The sequence below is a fragment of the Magnetospirillum sp. 15-1 genome, from assembly GCF_900184795.1.
GTDB lineage: Bacteria > Pseudomonadota > Alphaproteobacteria > Rhodospirillales > Magnetospirillaceae > Phaeospirillum.
In genome coordinates, this window is the sequence record NZ_FXXN01000026.1 from 26169 (window position 1) to 43990 (window position 17822).

General features: G+C 67.8%; 21 protein-coding genes. 4 read left to right on the top strand and 17 right to left on the bottom strand.

The window, feature by feature from the left end; all coding sequences use genetic code 11:
• Positions 1 to 18 precede the first annotated feature (18 nt).
• Together CP958_RS15610 and CP958_RS15615 are read right to left on the bottom strand one after the other, a co-directional pair.
• Complete coding sequence (locus CP958_RS15610) at positions 19 to 1599, bottom strand: DHA2 family efflux MFS transporter permease subunit (protein ID WP_096703154.1); 1581 nt, start codon at positions 1597 to 1599, stop codon at positions 19 to 21.
• Positions 1596 to 2627, bottom strand: a complete 1032-nt coding sequence (locus tag CP958_RS15615) for an HlyD family secretion protein (RefSeq protein ID WP_096703156.1) — start codon at positions 2625 to 2627, stop codon at positions 1596 to 1598. The genes CP958_RS15610 and CP958_RS15615 overlap by 4 nt, the downstream gene beginning before the upstream one ends.
• A gap of 184 nt (positions 2628 to 2811) precedes the next feature.
• On the opposite strand from CP958_RS15615, the gene CP958_RS15620 reads away from it, so the two are divergent.
• Positions 2812 to 3513 (top strand): pirin family protein, encoded by a 702-nt coding sequence (locus tag CP958_RS15620; RefSeq protein ID WP_096703158.1) that lies wholly within the window; start codon positions 2812 to 2814, stop codon positions 3511 to 3513.
• Positions 3514 to 3576: 63 nt separating this feature from the next.
• Here CP958_RS15620 and CP958_RS15625 read toward each other — a convergent pair whose 3' ends face one another.
• The 11 genes from CP958_RS15625 to CP958_RS15675 form a co-directional block, all read right to left on the bottom strand.
• Positions 3577 to 4113: a F0F1 ATP synthase subunit B gene (locus CP958_RS15625; RefSeq protein WP_096703160.1), complete on the bottom strand. Its 537-nt coding sequence runs from the start codon at positions 4111 to 4113 to the stop codon at positions 3577 to 3579.
• Positions 4110 to 4604: a F0F1 ATP synthase subunit B' gene (locus CP958_RS15630; protein WP_096703162.1), complete on the bottom strand. Its 495-nt coding sequence runs from the start codon at positions 4602 to 4604 to the stop codon at positions 4110 to 4112. The genes CP958_RS15625 and CP958_RS15630 overlap by 4 nt, the downstream gene beginning before the upstream one ends.
• A gap of 124 nt (positions 4605 to 4728) precedes the next feature.
• Positions 4729 to 4953, bottom strand: coding sequence for a F0F1 ATP synthase subunit C (locus CP958_RS15635; protein WP_009870554.1), 225 nt, complete (start codon positions 4951 to 4953; stop codon positions 4729 to 4731).
• Between the two features lie 77 nt (positions 4954 to 5030).
• Positions 5031 to 5774 (bottom strand): F0F1 ATP synthase subunit A, encoded by a 744-nt coding sequence (locus CP958_RS15640; protein ID WP_096703164.1) that lies wholly within the window; start codon positions 5772 to 5774, stop codon positions 5031 to 5033.
• 13 nt (positions 5775 to 5787) lie between these two features.
• Entirely contained in the window at positions 5788 to 6156 is a 369-nt protein-coding gene (locus CP958_RS27480) for an AtpZ/AtpI family protein (RefSeq protein ID WP_096703166.1), read from the bottom strand.
• A 200-nt stretch (positions 6157 to 6356) separates the two neighbouring features.
• Complete coding sequence (locus CP958_RS15650) at positions 6357 to 6719, bottom strand: DUF86 domain-containing protein (protein ID WP_197706409.1); 363 nt, start codon at positions 6717 to 6719, stop codon at positions 6357 to 6359.
• Positions 6716 to 7009, bottom strand: a complete 294-nt coding sequence (locus CP958_RS15655) for a nucleotidyltransferase family protein (RefSeq protein WP_096703168.1) — start codon at positions 7007 to 7009, stop codon at positions 6716 to 6718. The genes CP958_RS15650 and CP958_RS15655 overlap by 4 nt, the downstream gene beginning before the upstream one ends.
• Positions 7010 to 7068: 59 nt before the next feature.
• Positions 7069 to 10530, bottom strand: a complete 3462-nt coding sequence (locus CP958_RS15660) for an AAA family ATPase (RefSeq protein WP_096703169.1) — start codon at positions 10528 to 10530, stop codon at positions 7069 to 7071.
• A 155-nt stretch (positions 10531 to 10685) separates the two neighbouring features.
• Entirely contained in the window at positions 10686 to 11288 is a 603-nt protein-coding gene (locus tag CP958_RS15665; protein WP_096703170.1) for a DsbA family protein, read from the bottom strand.
• Between the two features lie 236 nt (positions 11289 to 11524).
• A complete protein-coding gene (locus CP958_RS15670; RefSeq protein WP_096703171.1) occupies positions 11525 to 11725 on the bottom strand; it encodes a hypothetical protein in 201 nt (66 codons plus the stop codon).
• A 69-nt stretch (positions 11726 to 11794) separates the two neighbouring features.
• Positions 11795 to 12310 carry a DUF721 domain-containing protein gene (locus CP958_RS15675; protein ID WP_096703172.1) on the bottom strand — a complete coding sequence of 172 codons (516 nt, stop codon included), beginning with the start codon at positions 12308 to 12310 and terminating at the stop codon, positions 11795 to 11797.
• Between the two features lie 45 nt (positions 12311 to 12355).
• On the opposite strand from CP958_RS15675, the gene mutY reads away from it, so the two are divergent.
• Positions 12356 to 13411: an A/G-specific adenine glycosylase gene (gene mutY / locus CP958_RS15680; protein WP_096703173.1), complete on the top strand. Its 1056-nt coding sequence runs from the start codon at positions 12356 to 12358 to the stop codon at positions 13409 to 13411.
• A gap of 13 nt (positions 13412 to 13424) precedes the next feature.
• Entirely contained in the window at positions 13425 to 14054 is a 630-nt protein-coding gene (locus tag CP958_RS15685) for a hypothetical protein (RefSeq protein WP_096703174.1), read from the top strand.
• 19 nt (positions 14055 to 14073) lie between these two features.
• Here the strand turns inward: CP958_RS15685 and CP958_RS15690 are convergent, their stop codons facing one another.
• From CP958_RS15690 to CP958_RS15705, 4 genes are all read right to left on the bottom strand, one after another.
• Entirely contained in the window at positions 14074 to 14397 is a 324-nt protein-coding gene (locus tag CP958_RS15690) for a hypothetical protein (protein WP_096703175.1), read from the bottom strand.
• Complete coding sequence (locus tag CP958_RS15695; RefSeq protein WP_096703176.1) at positions 14394 to 15470, bottom strand: site-specific DNA-methyltransferase; 1077 nt, start codon at positions 15468 to 15470, stop codon at positions 14394 to 14396. The genes CP958_RS15690 and CP958_RS15695 overlap by 4 nt, the downstream gene beginning before the upstream one ends.
• A 113-nt stretch (positions 15471 to 15583) precedes the next feature.
• On the bottom strand, positions 15584 to 16189 hold the full coding sequence (locus CP958_RS15700) for a ribonuclease HII (protein WP_096703177.1): 606 nt from the start codon (positions 16187 to 16189) through the stop codon (positions 15584 to 15586).
• A 79-nt stretch (positions 16190 to 16268) separates the two neighbouring features.
• Positions 16269 to 17153 carry a LysR family transcriptional regulator gene (locus tag CP958_RS15705; RefSeq protein ID WP_197706410.1) on the bottom strand — a complete coding sequence of 295 codons (885 nt, stop codon included), beginning with the start codon at positions 17151 to 17153 and terminating at the stop codon, positions 16269 to 16271.
• A gap of 123 nt (positions 17154 to 17276) precedes the next feature.
• On the opposite strand from CP958_RS15705, the gene CP958_RS15710 reads away from it, so the two are divergent.
• Positions 17277 to 17798 (top strand): pyridoxamine 5'-phosphate oxidase family protein, encoded by a 522-nt coding sequence (locus CP958_RS15710; RefSeq protein WP_197706411.1) that lies wholly within the window; start codon positions 17277 to 17279, stop codon positions 17796 to 17798.
• Positions 17799 to 17822: the final 24 nt, after the last annotated feature.

The following is a 17822-nucleotide window of genomic DNA, read 5'->3' on the forward strand; positions in this document are numbered from 1 at the left end:
GGCGCAATCAGAGCGATTTTAGTGCCCGCCTCCGCCCGCGCTGGGGTGGCGGACCGGTTGCAGCAGGGGCAGCAGCAGCAGTCCCAGGGCGAACACCGCTCCCATCAGCAGCAGCACGTCGCCGAACGCCATGGTCATGGCCTCGCGCCTCGCCAGTTGCGACAGCAGCTTGAGGGCGGCGCGGTCGGCGCCGCTGCCCAGCATGGGGGCGAGGTGGGCCGACAGGCCGTCCAGCATGCCCACCGCCGCTCCCCGTGCCACCGTCAGGGTCTCCGACAGGCGCAGGAGATGGAGATCGAGCCGGTGGGTCAGCGCGGTGTTGATGGCGGCCAGACCGATGGCGCCGCCCAGATTGCGCATCAGGTTGTAGAGGCCGGAGGCGTTCTGCACCTTGTCCTGGGGCAGGTGGCCCAACGCCACGGCGTTGATGGGCACGAAGCAGAACATCAGCGACAGGCCGCGCACCGCCTGGGGCAGGAACATCTCCCAATAACCCCATTCCGAGGTCAGGTGGCTGTTCAGCCACAGCCCGCCGCCGAACAGGGCGAGCCCGGCGCCCAGCATGTAGCGCAGGTCCACGTGACGGGCCAGATTGCCGGCCAGGGGCGCCGACAGGGCCTGGAACGCGCCGGTGACCATCATGGTCAGGCCGATTTCCAGGGCCGAATAGCCGCGCACCCGCCCGAGATAAAGGGGGATGACGTAGACCGAGCCGTAAAGACCGATGCCGATGATGAAGGAATACAGGCAGCCCACCGTGAAATTGCTGTCGGAGAAGGCCCGCAGGTCCACCACCGGATGCTTGGCGGTCAGCTCGCGCCAGACGAAGGTCAAGCCGGCCACGGCCGAGATCAGCGAGACCGCCACGATGCGGCGGTCCTCGAACCAGTCGTCGCCGGGGCCTTCCTCCAGCACGTATTGCAGGGCGCCGAGGAACAGCGCCACCAGGGCGATGCCCGCCATGTCGAAGCCCTTGAGCATGTGCAGCTGGGGCTTGTCCCGGCGCCCGCAGGTGAAGACCAGACTGGCGACCAGAATGCCGGGGACCACGTTGATCAGGAACAGCCAGTGCCAGCTCCAGGTCTCGGTCAGCCAGCCGCCGAGCGTCGGGCCGATGGTCGGCGCCATGGTGGCCACCAGCCCGATCACCACCGACAGGCTGGCCTGCATGCGCGGCGGAAAGATCATGTAGGTGGTGGCGAACACCGTGGGGATCATGGCGCCGCCCAGGAAGCCCTGGATGGCGCGGAAGGCGATCATGGACTCGATGGACCACGATACGGCGCAGGCGGCGCTGGCCAGGGTGAAGGTGACGCAGGAGGCGAAGAACAGGTAGCGGGTGGACACCACCCGGGCCATCCAGCCCGACAGCGGGATCATCACCACCTCGGCGATCAGGTAGGAGGTCTGGACCCAACTGATCTCCTCGGCCGAGGCCGAGATGCCCGCCTGAATCTGGGCAATGGAGCTGGCGACGATCTGGATGTCCAGGATCGCCATGAACATCCCCACCACCATGGCCAGAAAGCCGATCCAGTCGCGGGGCGTGACCACCCGGTCCTCGGGGCGGCCGGGGGGACTGGGGGGCGGCGTGGTCATTTCCCTTGGTCCCGCGTATCCACCTTCGCCACCACCGACAATCCGGGGCGCAATTGCCCGGCCAGGGGCGAGTCAGGGTCGACCCGGATGCGCACCGGGATGCGCTGCACCACCTTGGTGAAGTTGCCGGTGGCGTTCTCGGGCGGCAGCAGGCTGAACTTGGCGCCCGAGGCCGGGGCGAAGCTGTCCACCGTGCCGCCGATCACCGCGCCGGGAAAGGCGTCGACCTTGATCTCCACCCGGTTGCCCGGCTTCATGCGACCGATCTGGGTTTCCTTGAAATTGGCGTCGATCCACACATCGTGCAGGGGGACCACCGCCAGCAGCGTCTGGCCGGGCCGCACATACTGTCCGTCGCGGACCGCCCGGTTGCCGACCACGCCGTCGACGGGAGAGCGGACGATGGTGGCCTCCAACTCGGTTTCGGCGACGATCAGGGTGGCGCGCGCCTGCTCCAACTGGGCCATGGCGACGCTGCGCTCGGAGGCCAGGACCGCCAGTTGCCGGCGCGATGCCTGCAACTGGGCGCCGGAGCCGGTCAGCCCGGCCTCGGCGCGGGTGGCGTCGGCCTGGGAGATGTCGAAACGCTGGCGGCTGACGTAATCCTCGCGCACCAGACGGCGCGAGCGTTCGTAATCGGCCTTGGCGCGGATCACCTCGGCCCGCGCGGCGGTGATGGAGGCGCCCGACTGGGTGATCACCGCTTCTTGCACCGTCACCTTGTCGTCGATCTGCACCAGTTGGGCCAGACGGGCCTTGACCTGCCCGGAGGCCTCGTCGACGCGGGCGCGGTAATCGCGGTCGTCGATGCGCAGCAGGATGTCGCCCTTGGACACCGGGCGGTTGTCGCGCGCCACCAGGTCCACCACGTGCCCGGCCACCTTGGGGGAGATGGCGGTGATGTCGCCGTCCACATAGGCGTCGTCGGTGGATTCCATCCATCGCCATTCCTGGGACCAGCGGAGCGCGCTCCAGCCTCCGGCGGCGACGACGATCAGGGCGGCGGCAATGGCGATGGGCTTTTTCATGGCAAATCCGAAACTGAACCGTTCAGTTCAATTTATAGCCAGGGAGCGGAAGGGGAGTCAACGATGGAGGATGGCCGGATAGTTGCATAAATGGCAACAGTATCGTTACATATGCGGTGATTGTTGATTCTCCCCGGCCGCCTTATCTCTCTGGCATGTGATGCATTCCACCAGGAGACCCGCCATGACCCTCCATCTTCGCCCCGCCGCCGCCCGTGGTCACGCCGAGCACGGCTGGCTGAGCAGTCGCCACAGCTTTTCCTTCGCCGATTATTTCGACCCCGACCATATGGGCTTCCGGGCGTTGCGGGTGATCAACGAGGACTGGATCGCGCCCGAGACCGGTTTCGGCACCCATCCCCACCGCGACATGGAAATCCTGACCTATGTGATCGCCGGGGCGGTGGAACACAAGGACAGCACCGGCGGCCAGGGCCTTACCCGCCGGGGTGAGATTCAGGTGATGACCGCCGGTACCGGCATCCGCCATTCCGAGATGAACCCGCTGGCCGACCAGACCCTGCACCTGCTGCAAATCTGGATTCTGCCGGAAGCGCCGCGCCTGACCCCCGGCTACAGACAGGCGGTGTTCGACGACGATTCCAAGCGCGACCGGTTGCGTCTGATCGCCTCGCGCGACGGCCATGACGGTTCGCTGGTCATCCATCAGGATGCGGCGATCCTTGCCGGCATCCTCAGTCCCGGACAGAGCCTGAGCCATCCCCTGGCGACCGGCCGGGGGGCCTGGGTTCAGGTGGTGGCCGGCGCCCTGACGGTCAACGGTCAGGTCCTGTCGGCCGGCGACGGGGCGGCCATCGAGAACGAGGCGGCCGTGGTCCTGGCCTCGGAGAACGGTGCCGAGATCGTGCTGTTCGATCTGGCATGACGGCCAAAAACAAAACCCCCGCCGGTCGACCGGCGGGGGTTTGCCTTGGTCCGATCGGACAGCTTAGTGCAGCTTGCCCGGCAGGTCCTTGATGGCGTTGTCGACCAGGGACCCGGTCTGGGCGGCCGACAGGCTTTCGCCGATGACCTTCTGGGCGGCGCCGATGGCGACGTCCACGGCCAGATTCTGAACTTCCTTCACCGCCTGGGCTTCGGCCTGGGCGATACGGTCCATGGCCATCTGCTCGCGGCGCTTCATGGAAACCTCGAGATCCTTGGCCGCCTGCTTGGCGAGGCGTTCGGCCTCGGCCTTGGCGTGGGCGATGATCTCCTCGGCTTCCTTCATGGCGTCACGCTGCTTGCGCTGATAGGTGGCCAGCATTTCCTGGGCCTCCTCGCGCAGCTTGTGGGCCTCGTCCAGGCGGGACTTGATCTTGGCCGAGCGGGCGTCGAGCGCGGCGGCGATGGCGCGCGACACCGGCTTGAAGGCCAGGGCCACCACCAGGATAAAGGCGACGTCCACCCAGAAGTGAGGCTCGGTGTAGAACGCACCGTGGGCGGCGGCGTGGGCGGCATCGGCCGCGTAGGCGACGGAAATCATTTGCCGTGCTCCTTGAGGGCGCTAGCGACGGCGGCCTCGAGCCGGGTATTGTCGGCGGGGCTGCCCACCAGACGGGCGATGGTCGCGCCGGCGACGTCGAGAGCGACGTCACGGACGTTGGCCAGGGCCTTGTTCTTGGCTTCGGCGATGCGGGCCTCGCCGGACTTGATCTGGTCGGCCAGACGGGCGGCGAGTTCGCGGTTGCGAACCTCGGCATCCGCCGCGAGGCGGTCCGAGGCTTCCTTGATCACCGACTGGGCATGGGCGCGGGATTCGGCCAGGGCCTTTTCATAGGCGGCCACGGCGGCCTCGGCTTCGGCCTTCAGCTGAGCGGCCTTGTCGAGGTTGTCGTCGATCTTGCGCTGACGCTCGTCGAGAACGGCACCGATCTTGGGCAGGGCCACCGTCGACATCACGAAGTACAGGGTGACGAAGGTGAGCGCCAGCCAGAACAGCTGCGGCGCGAAGAAGGTGGGATCGAATTGAGGCATCCCAAAGCTCCCAAACGGGGAAGGCCCGAAAAAACTATGCGGAGCGGCCGGTGAACCGCGGCGGGACGCCTTTTCGGCGTCCTGCCGCGGACCCTACCGTTCCGTAAGGAGAGACTCTTCGCTGTTAGGCGAAGAGGACCATCAGAGCGACGACCAGGGCGAACAGCGCAATCGCCTCGGTCACCGCGAAGCCGATCCAGCCGTACAGCTCGACATTGGCCTTGGCGGAGGGGTTGCGGCCCACGGTGGCGATCAGGTTGGCCCAGATGTTGCCCACGCCGATACCCGAACCGATCATGCCGATGGCAGCCAGACCGGCACCGATGAACTTAGCAGCGCTCGCTTCCATTTACTCAACTCCTTCAGGACAAAACGGAACAGAATGAAACTTGAAACACTCACCCGGACGATCCGCCCGGCCATCCCTTAGTGCATGTGGATGGCGTCGTGCAGATAGATGCAGGAGAGGATGGTGAACACATAGGCCTGCAGCAGCGCGATACCGAATTCCAGTACCGTGATGGCCGACAGGAAGGCGAAGGGAACAACGCCCGGGATCAGGTAGAACGCGCCCAGCGACACCACGAAACCGCCCATGACCTTGAGGATGATGTGACCCACGGTCATGTTGGCGAAGAGACGGACGGCGAGGCTGAAGGGGCGCGAGAAGTACGAGATCAGCTCGATGGGGATCAGGATGACCGCCGTCGCGATGGGCGCGCCGTGCGGGAAGAACATGCGCAGGTAATGGGTGCCGTGGCGGGCGAAGCCGATGATGGTCACGCCCACGAACACCACCAGCGCCATGGCGAAGGTGACGATCACGTGGCTGGTGTAGGTGAAGCCGATCACCGGGATCGGCATCATGCCCAGCAGGTTGCCGAACAGCACAAACATGAACAGCGAGAAGATGAAGGGGAAATACTTCCGGCCTTCCTGACCCACGTTGTCGCGCAGCATTCCGGCGATGAATTCGTAGAACACCTCGGCCATGGACTGCCAGCGGCCGGGCACCAGGGCGCGGGACCGGACCGACAGAGTCAGGAACAGGGTGATCAGGCAGATGGACAGCACCATCATGGCAGAGGAATTGGTGAACGAAATGTCCACGCTCCCTACCTTGAGCGGAACCAACGGCTGGATCTTGAACTGCTCGATCGGATTAGCCACCGCATTGCCTCTCTTAATGGTCCTTCGCCGGGTCTTCCCCGGCACCCTCGGCTCTCCGCTGCGCCTGGCCCAGGCCCACCGTCTCGTCCATGCCGCGCATAAGGCGGTACACGTTCATGACGCCGGCCGCTCCGCCAAGGAGCAGGAAAACCACCATCAGCCAGGGGGCGGTCTTCAGCCAGGCGTCCAACGCCCAACCGATGCCGGTCCCCACCAGCACGCTCGTCACCAATTCGACACCGACGCGCATTCCCAGTCCCATCCCGGAAGGCGTTCCACGCTGTTCCGGTCCGCGACCTGAATCCTCTTCCTCCCGAGCGCGCGCAACGCGCAGACGGGCGTCGAGGTCATCGAAAGACGGGGGAGTCTCGCGGTCAGCCATAGGGTCGGTCCTCGATTTCCCCCTTCTGGCCCTTTGGTGCCAAAAGCGCGGGCACCATAAGGTCTGGCCCCACCCGTGTCAAGGACTCAAACCGGCAGGGGGCATCGGTCGATTTGCATTGTGAAATCAGGGGGTTTGGCGTGTCGCACTTCGCCGGATGCTGCGATGCGGCAAGATTCTTCCCACCCGAGGGGGTGGCGTCAGGGCGATGGCGTCGGCGAGTCCGCGTCTTCCGCGAGGACGGCGGACAGCAGACGGATCAGATCGGGCAGGAAGAGGGTGATGGTGTCGTAGATGATGCGGGGGTCCGCACCGTCGTAATTGTGGGCCAGCACATTGCGCATTCCGATGATTCGGCGCCAGGGGACGAGTGGATAACGCTCATGTAGGCTCACGGGGATGCGCCTCGCCGCCTCGCCGATAATTTCCAGGGCGCGGGCGGTGGCGAACTGGGTTCGAAGGTCGGCCTTGAACCGGTCCCAGTCCATGCCCTCGATGAACGACGCCGCCGTTCGGGCATGGTCGAGCATATCGACGAAGAAATCGTCGAACTCCCGGGTCACAGCGTGCGAACCTCGGCCAGGATGGTCCTGCCGATGCGAGGCTTCAGGGTCTTCTTGTTGGCCAGTTCCACCCGCAGCCCCAGGGCATCGGAGAGTTCCATCTGGAGCCCGACGTAATCCAGCAGGGTGGTGCCCTCGTCAAACTCCACCAGGACATCCAGGTCGCTGTCCTCGTGCTGTTCGCCCCGGACGTAGGAACCGAACACTCCCATCTCCCTGAGATGATAGCGTTGCCTGAGGTCAGGTTGCATGGCCCGAAGCTGGCCGATGATGTCGTCGATGGTTCGCATGCGCGTCACCCGGTGGTCACCCGCCCGATTATAGGCCGTACCGGGGTACGCCGCCAGCCTTACACCACCTTGTCCCTGAGCGCCTCGGCCTGGGCGAGGTCGACGGAAACCAGTTGCGAGACGCCGCGCTCGGCCATGGTCACGCCGTACAGGCGGTCCATGCGGGCCATGGTCATGCGGTGATGGGTGACGATCAGGAAACGGGTCCTGGTCACCCCGGCGATGCCTTCCACCAGGGAGCAGAAACGGTCGACGTTGGCGTCGTCCAGCGGCGCGTCCACCTCGTCCAGCACGCAGATGGGAGCCGGATTGGTCATGAACACCGCGAACAGCAGGGCCAGCGCGGTCAGCGCCTGCTCGCCACCCGACAGCAGCGAAAGCTGCTGCAGCCTTTTGCCCGGCGGGCTGGCCATGATCTCCAGGCCGGCTTCCAGGGGATCGGCGGATTCGGTCAGCGCCAGATGGGCGCGGCCGCCGCCGAACAGTTTGACGAACAGATCGCGGAAATGGTGGTCCACCTCCTGGAAGCTGGCCAGCAGGCGTTCGCGTCCCTCGCGGTTGAGGTCGCCGATGGCGTGGCGCAGCTTGGCGATGGCGGCCAGCAGGTCGTCCTTTTCCGCCACCATGCCGCCGATGCGGGTCTCCAGTTCCTCCACCTCCTGCTCGGCGCGCAGGTTGACGGGGCCCATGTTGTCGCGCTCGCGGCTCAGACGATCCAGCTTGCGCTGGAGTTCCTCGGGGTCGGGGCGCTCCTCCTCCACCAGACCGGCCACCTCGCGCAGTTGCTCCGGCGTCATGTCCAGGCGTTCGCCGATGCGCACCGCCACGGCGCGGCAAGCCTGATCGGCGGCGGAGACGGCGGCCTCGCGGCGGATACGCTCCTCGCGGGCGTTGGCCAGCAGGGCCTCGGCTTCCCGCATGCGGCGATCGGCCTCGCCCAGACGCTGCTCGGCGGCGATCAGGGCATCGGCGGCGGCCTTGCGCGCCGCCTCGGCCGCTTCCAGGCGCTCGAACAGTTCGGTCCGGCGCTTGGCGATGGTGTCGGGCAGGCTGGCGAGCCGCTCGATCTCGAGAGCGATCTCCTCGCGGCGCTCGGCCAGTTCCTCCACATGGGCCTTAGCGGCTTCGGCGCGGCTGCGCCACGACCTGGCGTCGCCGTCCAGGGCGTCCAGGCGGCGGCGGCGCTCGGCGCCTTCCCGCGCCACGCCGTCCAGGGCGGAGCGGGCCTCCACCAGGATGGAGCGGCGCTCGGCCAGGGTGGCGCGCAGCAGGTTGACCTTGTCGCGGCCGTCGCTGGATTCGGGAAAGGCGGCGACGGCATCCCGCGCCTCGGCCAGTTCGGCCTCGGCCTGGGCGTTGTCGGCGCTGGCATCGCTCCAGGCCTGGGTGGCGGCGGCCATGCGGGTCTCGAAGGCGGCGAAGCGTTGCGACAGTCTGGCGTGGGACTCGCGGGCCTTGGCGGCCTCGGCCTCGGCCTGCTTCACTGCGTCCTTGGCGCGGCGTTCGGCCTCGGCGGCCCCGTCCACCTCGCGGGTGGCGGTCTCCACCTTTTCCTCGGCCTCCTCCACCCCGATGGCGGCATCATCCAGGGCGGCTTCAAGCTCGCGCAGGCGGTTGCGCTGGGCGAGGCGCAGCGCCATGGGCGAGGGCGCACCGGCGCGGGCCACATAGCCGTCCCAGCGCCACAGGTCGCCCTCGGGGGTGACCAGACGCTGTCCCACCGCCAGCGACGGACGCAGCCTTTCGCCGCTGGCGGCATCCTTGATCACCCCCACCTGGGTGAGGCGCCGCGCCAACTGGGCGGGAGCGGCCACGAAGCGGGACAGGGGCTCGGCCCCTTCGGGCAGGGACGGGGGATGGTCGAGCGGTCCCAGATCCTCCCAATGCAGCGGTGCCGCCGGGTCGAGGGGGGCGGAGAGGTCTTCGCCCAGGGCGGCGGCCAGGGCGGGCTCGAAGCCGGTTCGCGCCGAGACGTCGTCAAGCACCGGGCGGTGGTCGCCAGCCTTGCCCTGGGCCAGCACCTGGCGCAATCCGTCGGCCTCGGCCTGCAGGCGGGACTTGGCGGCGTTGGCGGCCTGGAAGGCGTCGCGGGCGGATTCGCGCGCCGCCAGGGCTTCCACCCGGCGTCGGTCGGCGGCTTCGGCCTGCTCCCTGGATTCCTCCAGGAATTCCAGCGTCTCCTCCAGCTCCATCTCCAGGGCGGTGAGGTCGGAGCGGTCGATGCTCTCGCCCTCCAGCTCGGCCTTCTGGCGCTCGGCCTGGGCGAGGCGCTCGGCCAGGCGGGCGAGGCGGGTCTCGCTTTCCGACAGACGGCGCAGGGCGCTGGCGCGCTCGGCGTCGGCGGCGGCCACCTCTTCCATCAGGGCGGACAATTCCTGTTCGACGGCCACCACCGCCTCGGCGGCCAGATCCACCGCCTCCTCGGCGCGCAGCTTGGCTTCGGCCTCGCCCTCGCCGGCCTCGGCCAGCAGGGCGCGCTCCTCCTCCAGCCGGGCCAGGGCCCCGGAGGCGTCGGCGGCGCGGGCGTGCTCGCGCTGCAGATCGGCGCCGGCCTGCTCCAGCCGGCGCTCCAGATCGCGGCGCAGCTCGGCGAGGCGGCCTTCCTCGGCCTCCAACTGCTCGCGCTCGGCCATGGCCTTTTGCAGCAGGGCGGCGGCCTCGGCGTCGGCGCGGCGCAGATCGGGCAGGCCGGCGGCGGTCTCCGCCTGGAAGGCCGAGGCGGCGGCGGCATGGCCTGTGGCCTCCTCCACCTTCATCTCGGATTCGCGGAAGGCCGAGCGGGCGGCATCCACGGCGACCAGGGCCTCCAGCCAGCCGAGATACAGCACCTGGGCCTCGATGCGGCGGATCTGCTCGGACAGGGTGCGATAGCGGTTGGCCTGGCGCGCCTGCTTCTGCAGCGACTTCAACTGCTCGTCCAGGGTGGCGAGCACGTCGTCGAGGCGCGACAGGTTCAGTTCGGCGTTCTTCAGACGCAGCTCGGCCTCGTGCCGGCGGGAGTAGAGGCCGGAAATGCCCGCCGCCTCTTCCAGCAGCGAGCGGCGGTCGGCGGGCTTGGCGTTGATCAGGGTGCCGACCCGGCCCTGGCTGACCAGTCCCGACGAACGCGCCCCGGTGGCCGCGTCGGCGAACAGCAACTGCACGTCGCGGGCCCGGATGTCGGCGCCGTTGATGCGGTAGTTGGAACCGCTGCCCCGCTCGATGCGGCGCATCACCTCGATCTCGTCGCGGTCGAACTGGGGCGGCGCGGTCCGCGCCGTGTTGTCGAGGCCCAGCATCACCTCGGCCACGTTGCGGGCCGGGCGGCCCGACGTGCCGCCGAAGATGACGTCGTCCATCTCGCCGCCGCGCATCTGCCGGGCCGAGGTCTCGCCCATGACCCAGCGCAGCGCTTCGATGAGATTGGACTTGCCGCAGCCGTTGGGGCCGACCACGCCGGTCATGCCGGGCTCGATCAGGAGCTCCGCCGGATCGACGAAGGACTTGAAGCCCGACAGACGCAGCTTGGTGAACTGGATCACCCGTGAAACCCCTCTGGGTGAATGACGGAACGATGCGGCGACTTGATTTGTTACCGCCCCTCAGGCGCCGGGCGGGGCGCCCGAGGCGCCCCTTGGCTTCCGCGGCATAAGCCGCGCGGCGCCTTGCGCCTAACCCACGTCAATCATGACATGGGTTATTTGGACGCGGCCTTCAGCGCCTTGTCCAACTCGTCGTAGGGAATGGCGCCGGGGATCAGCTTGCCGGCGACGATCAGGGTGGGGGTGCTTTCCACCCCCAGCTTCTCGTTGCCTTCCTTGGCGCGCTCGTTGATGGCGTTGGCCAGGTCCTGGCGCTTCAGGCAGTCGTCCACCTTGTCCTCGCCCATGCCCGCCAGCTTGGCCAGCTTCTTCAGCTCGACCAGCGGGTTCTGCGAGTTCATCCACTTCTCCTGCTGCTCCATGATCAGGGCCAGCAGGCCGAAATAGCGGTCGGGGCCGGCGCAATGGGCGATCATCGAGGCGCCCACCGACAGGCCGCGCGGCCCCGTGGGGAAGTCGCGATAGATCAGCTTGGCCTTGCCGGTCTCGATCCACTCGGACTTGAACTTGGGCAGGGTGGTCTTGTGGAAGGTGGCGCAGTGCGGGCAGGTGGTCGAGGCATACTCGATCACCGTGATGGGGGCGTCGGGCTTACCCAGGACCTGGTCGATGGGATAGCTGAGGTCGGCGGCGACGGCGGTCTGGGTCACCAGGAACAGTGCGGCGACGGCACCGAGCAGACGAATGAGCGGCTTCACCTTGAGGTCCCTCCGGGAAACGGAAATCCGGGCGGGATATTAGGAGGTGAACCGCCCGCGCACAAGGAGTAGGGACTCATTTCGGGGGCGGGGCCTATGTGGGTCCGCTCCGCCCGGCGATTGCGGGGGCGTTGGCATATAGGCCCAAGGGGCCGCGCGGCTTATGCCGCGGGAGCCAAGGACCGCGGAGGCGGTCCGCCCGGCGATTGAGGGGCCACTGATAAATTGAGGGGCTACTAATAAGAAGACGGCGCCGCCGGTTGCGGAGCGGCCTGGACGGGCGGCGGCGCTTCGGCCGGTGCCTCGGACTCGTCGGGGACGCGGCCCCACAGGAACAGGATCAGCATCAGTGCCGCGACCACGGAGACGGTTACCGCGAAATAGCGGATCAGCCCGTAATCGCGGGTCATCTCGGCGAGATCCTGAAACGCATTCATCGGGGCACCCTTCGCGGCGCTCGGTGTTCCACCGACAGTATAGGGGAAGCCCTTAGGATTTGGTTAGCCCTATCGTCCGGCCAGCCGGCGGCCCAGGCGTTCGAGCACCTCGCGCAGTTCCGGGTCTTCCACCTGGGCCAGCCGGTCGCCGGCCGGCAGCGGGGCGTCCGGCTGCGGCGGGGCGGCTGGGGCGGGTTTGGCCTTGGTGGTGGATTCGGGCAGCGGCCCCTGGCGCAGTTTCAGGCGCGCCACCGCCTTCCAGCCGAAATAGCCGTTGATGCGTTCGAGGATCAGCGGCTCCAGGTGCTGCATCTCCAGGGCGAAGGCCCCGGAATCCACCTTGACCACCAAGGTGCCCTCGGTGCGTTCCTTGGGGGGGAACTTGATGCTGAGCGGCAGGGTGTGGCTGGCCACCGCCGAGCCGACGATGGCCGGCCAGTCCACCACCAGGGCGCCACCGGCAAAGCCGTGGCGGCCGAAGACCGGCCGCGTCACCCGGTCGCTGGGCACGGCGATGGAGACCAGCCCGAAGGTGCGGCGCTCGTCGGAAGGTTTGGTCTCGGGCTTGGTCTTGCGGTCGGCCATTCGCCGAGCATACCCCAGGGGCGGGATTTGCACTATGGTCGGGGCATGCGCTCCGAAGACCTCGCCCCGATCCTGCTCGCCTGGTACGACCGCGACCGCCGCGTCCTGCCGTGGCGCTTCGCTCCCGGCGCGGCGGCCGATCCCTATCACGTCTGGCTGTCCGAGGTGATGCTGCAGCAGACCACGGTGGCGGCGGTGATTCCCTATTTCCTGGCCTTCACCAGCCGCTGGCCCCGGGTCGAGGATCTGGCCGCCGCGCCGGTGGACGACGTGATGGCCGCCTGGGCCGGGTTGGGCTATTACGCCAGGGCGCGCAATCTGCACGCCTGCGCCAAGGTGGTGGCCGAGTGGCGGGGCGGGCGCTTTCCCGACGACGAGGCCGGCTTGCGGCAATTACCGGGAATCGGCGAGTACACCGCCGCCGCCATAGCCGCCATCGCCTTCGGCCGCCGGGCGGTGGTGGTGGACGGCAATGTGGAGCGGGTGATGGCCCGGCTGTTCGCCGTCTCCGAGCCGCTGCCCGCCGCCAAGCCGCGTCTCAAGGAACTGGCGGCGACCCTCACTCCGGACAGCCGGGCCGGCGATTACGCCCAGGCGGTGATGGATTTGGGCGCCACCATCTGTTCGCCCAAGAGCCCGGCCTGCGGCCTGTGTCCCTGGCGGCCCGCCTGCCGTGCCCAGGCAGGGGGCATCGCCGAGACCCTGCCGGCCAAGGTGGCGAAGGCCGAGCGCCCGACCCGGCGGGGCATGGCCTTCTGGCTGACCGCCCCCGATGGTTCGGTGCTGCTGCGCCGCCGCCCGCCCAAGGGCCTGCTGGGCGGCATGATGGAAATTCCCTCCACCGAATGGCGCGAGGCGGGGTGGAGTCTGGACGAAGCCGCGCCTTCGTCGCCGCTGGTGCCCAAATCCTGGCGGCTGCTGCCCGGCGTGGTGCCCCACACCTTCACCCATTTCCACCTGGAACTGGTGGTGGCGGCCGGACGCACCTCTGCCCAGGCGGCGGTCCGTGGTGTATGGTGTCCGCTGGACCGGCTGGAGGAACAGGCGCTGCCTACCCTGATGCGCAAGGTGGTGCGGCATGCCCTGGCCAAGGCTTATTGAACCGGATGGAGAAATGATGCGCCCGTTCGTCCTGCTTGCCGCCCTGTCGCTGGCCGTGGCCGCCCTTCCCGCATCCGCCCAGATGCGCCAGCAGGGCCGCCCGGCCCAGGAGCCCCAGGCCTCCAAAAGCAGTGAACTGACCGAACGGCTGCTGCTGAAGCCGCCGGCCGGCTGGCAGGAAGCGGGCACCGCCCGTGGACAGAATGCGCTGACCACCCAATTGTTCCCGCCCGGCCAGAATGCCGAGAGATGGAACGAGATGCTGTCCATCCAGGTGATGGGCGATGCCCGCGCCGACGCGCGCGAGCACATCCAGCGGATCGTCGAGGCCAGCCGCACCAGCTGCGAGGCCTCCGGTCCCAGTCCGGTAACGGAAGGGATGTCCAACGGCTATCCCGTCTCGACCCTGACGGTGACCTGCACCAAGGGCCGCCAGAGCGGCCTGGGCGGGCTGGTGGCGGTCAAGGCCATCCGAGGTGTCCAGGCGCTTTACGTGGTCCAGCGCATCTGGCGCGGCGAGCCCTTCGAGCGCAATTCCGCCGCGCCGGTTTCGCCCGAGATGCTGAAGGAATGGTCCGATTTCCTGCGTGGCGTGGCGGTCTGCGACGAGGCCGATCCGCAGCGTCATCCCTGCCCGAAGTAAGGCCCGGAACGCCGCCGGCTTATTTGCAGATGGTGATGCCCGGCCCGGCTTCGGCGCAGATCAGCTTGCGGTTGCCGAAGCGGGCCACCGACAGGCCGTCCATCTTCTGGATGATCAGCTTCTGCTCGCCGATCAGGCCCATCATGTTGCCCTGGCTATCCCGGGTGATGGCCATGGGTCGCCCGGCCAGCCTGGAATAGGCCACGCCCTCGCCGCCCTTGAGGATCACCGTCTCGCCGGCATCGGTGCATGACAGGGTCTCGCCCTGGGTGATGCAGACACCGGCCTGGGCGGCCCAGGGCAACAGGAGTACCGCCGCCAAGGCGGCCGAACGTATCTTCAATGCAGTTCCGCCCGGATCTTCTGGCGCAGCACGTCGATGGGCAGGTAGTCCTCGCCCGCCGCCTGGAAGTGCCAGTAGGTCCAGCCGTTGCAGGCCGGGGCGCCCTGGACCAGGGCACCCACCTTGTGGATGGAACCGCGATGGTCGTCGGTGATCAGGGTGCCGTCGGCCCGCACCTTGGCCACCTTGTCGCGCCGCGTGCCGCCGAACAGCAGGTCGCCGGCGGTCAGCAGGCCGCGCTCCAGCACGGTGCCGAACGGCACGCGCGGCTCGGCGCGCTTGGACGGCGTCATCAGCAGGGTCGGATCGGCCACCGGGATCACCTTGGCGATGCGTTCCTTGGCGGCGGCGATGTAGTCGGGATCACGCTCGCAGCCGATGAACTGGCGGCCCAGCTTCTTGGCCACGGCGCCGGTGGTGCCGGTGCCGAAGAAGGGGTCCAGAACCACGTCGCCCGGCTTGGTCGAGGCCATGATGACGCGGTAGAGCAGGGATTCCGGCTTCTGGGTCGGGTGGGTCTTGCGCCCGGCCTTGCGCAGGCGCTCGGCCCCGGTGCACAGCGGCAGGGTCCAGTCGCTGCGCATCTGCAGATCGTCGTTCAGCGCCTTCATGGAATCGTAGTTGAAGGTGTAGCGCGAATCCGACGACTTGGCGCACCAGATCATGGTCTCGTGGGCATTGGTGAAGCGGGTGCCCTTGAAGTTGGGCATGGGGTTGGACTTGCGCCAGACGATGTCGTTCAGCATCCAGAACCCCAGGTCCTGCAGGATGGAGCCCACCCGGAAGATGTTGTGGTAGCTGCCGATCACCCACAGGCCGCCGTCGTCCTTCAGCACCCGGCGCGCCGCCTTCAGCCATTCGCGCGTGAAGGCGTCATAGGCGGCGAAGTCGGAGAAGCGGTCCCAATCCTCGTCGACGCCTTCCACCTTGGAATTGTTGGGGCGCAGCAACTCGCCGCCCAGTTGCAGGTTGTAGGGCGGATCGGCGAAGACCAGATCCACCGAACCGGCGGGCAGGGAGTTCATCATGGCGATGCAATCGCCGGCGAGAATGGTGTTAAGGGGCAGGGTCATGGCGGACCGATTCAAATGAGTTGGACGACTCAATTTGAGTCAAACATGAGAGTCCGTCAAGAACCTGTTGGAATCTAATGATTCATTGCCATAGGTAGTGGGTTATCCACAGGTTAGAACAGCACATGTTGGGCCACGGGGGCGAAGGAGCGGCGGTGATGGGGGGTGGGACCCAGGCGTTTCAGGGCCGCCAGATGCTCTGCGGTGCCGTAACCGGCGTTCCTTTCCCAGCCGAATTCCGGGTGGGAACGGGCCAGTTCCGCCATCAGCGCGTCGCGCCTGACCTTGGCCACCACCGAGGCGGCGGCGATGGACAGCGAGATGCCGTCGCCGCCCACCACGCAACGTACCGGGCAGGGCAGTTTCGGCGGGCGGTTGCCGTCCACCAAGGCGTGGGCGCATTCCCGCCCCAGGGCGTCGTAGGCGCGGCGCATGGCCAGGAAGGTGGCCTGCAGGATGTTGAGGCGGTCGATCTCCTCCACCGAGGCCTCGCCGAAGCCGATGATTGCCGTGGCGGGCACCAGTTCGGCCAGTTCTTCCCGCAGGCGCTTGGACAGCTTCTTGGAATCGTCCAGCTTGTCCAGCAACGCCCGGGGCAGGCGGGCGGGATCGAGGATCACTGCGGCGGTCACCACCGGCCCGGCCAGGGGGCCACGGCCCACCTCGTCGATGCCGCAGACCATGCCGCCGATCTCGGATTCCAGGGTCAGATCCGGCATGGGCGTCTCCTGTCGTGGTCGGGACGCGCACCATGGCACGGCGCCGCTCGCCGGGAAACGGTGTCATGCGCGACGGGCGTCATAAACCCCCGGCGATCCGTTCGCGCAGGCGGGGAACCGCCCAGTCGAGGAAGGCACGGACGCGGGGCGGGAGCAGGCGCGTGCCGGGATACAGCAGGCTGACCGGCACGGGCGGGCATTCGAACCCGGCCAGGACGCGCTCCAGGCGGCCCTCGGTCAGCGCGTCGCCCACCTGATAACCGAGGAACATGCCGCATCCGAGACCCTGGACGCAGGCGGCGATGGCGGCATCCACCTGATTGGTCGCCACGACGCCGTCGATGGCGACGCGGACCGTCTTGCCGGCGTCGGAGAACTCCCACTCCGCCGATGGCGGCAGGCCATGGAACCGGATACAGCGGTGCCCCGCCAGATCCGCCGGGCGATGCGGGCGGCCGGCATGGGCGAGATAGTCCGGGCTGGCGCAGACGACCCGCCGGGTGCGGCCGAGGGTGGCCGCCACCAGGGAGGAATCCGCCAGAGGCCCGATGCGGATCGCCGCGTCCATTCCTTCCTCCAGGAGGTCGACCACCCGGTCCAGCAGCAGCAACTCGATGCGCATGGAGGGATGGCTGGCCAGGAAGGCGGCAACCACCGGGGCGACATGCAGCCGTCCGAACATCACCGGCGCGGTGAGTCGTAGCGTTCCCGTCGGTTCGCGCTGCCGCGCCGACAGGGCCGCCTCCGCTTCCTCCAGTTCCGCCAGGATGTGCCGGCAGCGGATGAAATAGTCGCGTCCCTCGTCGGTGAGCGCCATGCGCCGGGTGGTGCGGTTGAGCAGGCGGATGCCCAACTGGGCTTCCAGTTTCGACAAGCTCCGCACCACCGAGGTCAGCGACGTGCCGGCATGCTCGGCCGCCGCCGTCAGGCTGCCGGTCTCGACGATGTCGACGAAGGTGCTCATGGCGCGAAACTTATCCATGGGGAGAGGATTGCGCCTCCATACGCAGTAGTAAATTGCACTTAGGTCTATTTATTGCCATCAGCGGAGGAATGATCATGGGCGGACAAGTCAGGCGCGAGGTGGATGATGATCGGTGACGGCGATGTTCTGCATGACGGAGAGGTGGAGGCCCAGCGACGGTTCGGCGCCGAGGCCGCCGGACGGGCCATGAGCCGGATCATCCGGGACCGCCTGTCGCCGGCCCAGGCGGCGTTCATCGAGGCCCAGCCGTTCTTCTTCATCGCCACCGCCAACCATCGCGGCGAGTGCGATTGCAGCTTTCGCGGCCGCCAGCACCGGCCGCCGGGAGAGCCCGACCCCGCCCTCATCGTCCTGGACGAAAGAACCCTGGTGTTTCCCGATTATGCCGGGAACAACCTCTTCAACTCCCTCGGCAACATCCTGACCAACCCGAGCATCGGGATGCTGTTCGTGGATTTCCGGACGGGGGCACGGGCCAGGGTCAACGGTCACGCCGAAATCATCGAGGATCGCGCGGCGTTCCGGCACGTCTGGCCGGATGCCGAAAGCTATGTGCGGGTCGTCGTCGAGCAGGCCTTTCCCAATTGCCGCCAGCGGGTGCCGCTGATGGCGATGGTATCCTGAGGGCGGGCCATTGCACCGGCTGGC

Excerpts from the sequence above, each read along its gene's own strand:
- CP958_RS15610 (WP_096703154.1), bottom strand. The coding sequence starts at position 1,599 with ATGACCACGCCGCCCCCCAGTCCCCCCGGCCGCCCCGAGGACCGGGTG.
- CP958_RS15615 (WP_096703156.1), bottom strand. The coding sequence starts at position 2,627 with ATGAAAAAGCCCATCGCCATTGCCGCCGCCCTGATCGTCGTCGCCGCC.
- CP958_RS15620 (WP_096703158.1), top strand. The coding sequence starts at position 2,812 with ATGACCCTCCATCTTCGCCCCGCCGCCGCCCGTGGTCACGCCGAGCAC.
- CP958_RS15625 (WP_096703160.1), bottom strand. The coding sequence starts at position 4,113 with ATGATTTCCGTCGCCTACGCGGCCGATGCCGCCCACGCCGCCGCCCAC.
- CP958_RS15630 (WP_096703162.1), bottom strand. The coding sequence starts at position 4,604 with ATGCCTCAATTCGATCCCACCTTCTTCGCGCCGCAGCTGTTCTGGCTG.
- CP958_RS15635 (WP_009870554.1), bottom strand. The coding sequence starts at position 4,953 with ATGGAAGCGAGCGCTGCTAAGTTCATCGGTGCCGGTCTGGCTGCCATC.
- CP958_RS27480 (WP_096703166.1), bottom strand. The coding sequence starts at position 6,156 with ATGGCTGACCGCGAGACTCCCCCGTCTTTCGATGACCTCGACGCCCGT.
- CP958_RS15655 (WP_096703168.1), bottom strand. The coding sequence starts at position 7,009 with ATGCGAACCATCGACGACATCATCGGCCAGCTTCGGGCCATGCAACCT.
- CP958_RS15670 (WP_096703171.1), bottom strand. The coding sequence starts at position 11,725 with ATGAATGCGTTTCAGGATCTCGCCGAGATGACCCGCGATTACGGGCTG.
- CP958_RS15675 (WP_096703172.1), bottom strand. The coding sequence starts at position 12,310 with ATGGCCGACCGCAAGACCAAGCCCGAGACCAAACCTTCCGACGAGCGC.
- mutY (WP_096703173.1), top strand. The coding sequence starts at position 12,356 with ATGCGCTCCGAAGACCTCGCCCCGATCCTGCTCGCCTGGTACGACCGC.
- CP958_RS15685 (WP_096703174.1), top strand. The coding sequence starts at position 13,425 with ATGATGCGCCCGTTCGTCCTGCTTGCCGCCCTGTCGCTGGCCGTGGCC.
- CP958_RS15695 (WP_096703176.1), bottom strand. The coding sequence starts at position 15,470 with ATGACCCTGCCCCTTAACACCATTCTCGCCGGCGATTGCATCGCCATG.
- CP958_RS15700 (WP_096703177.1), bottom strand. The coding sequence starts at position 16,189 with ATGCCGGATCTGACCCTGGAATCCGAGATCGGCGGCATGGTCTGCGGC.
- CP958_RS15705 (WP_197706410.1), bottom strand. The coding sequence starts at position 17,153 with ATGAGCACCTTCGTCGACATCGTCGAGACCGGCAGCCTGACGGCGGCG.
- CP958_RS15710 (WP_197706411.1), top strand. The coding sequence starts at position 17,277 with ATGATGATCGGTGACGGCGATGTTCTGCATGACGGAGAGGTGGAGGCC.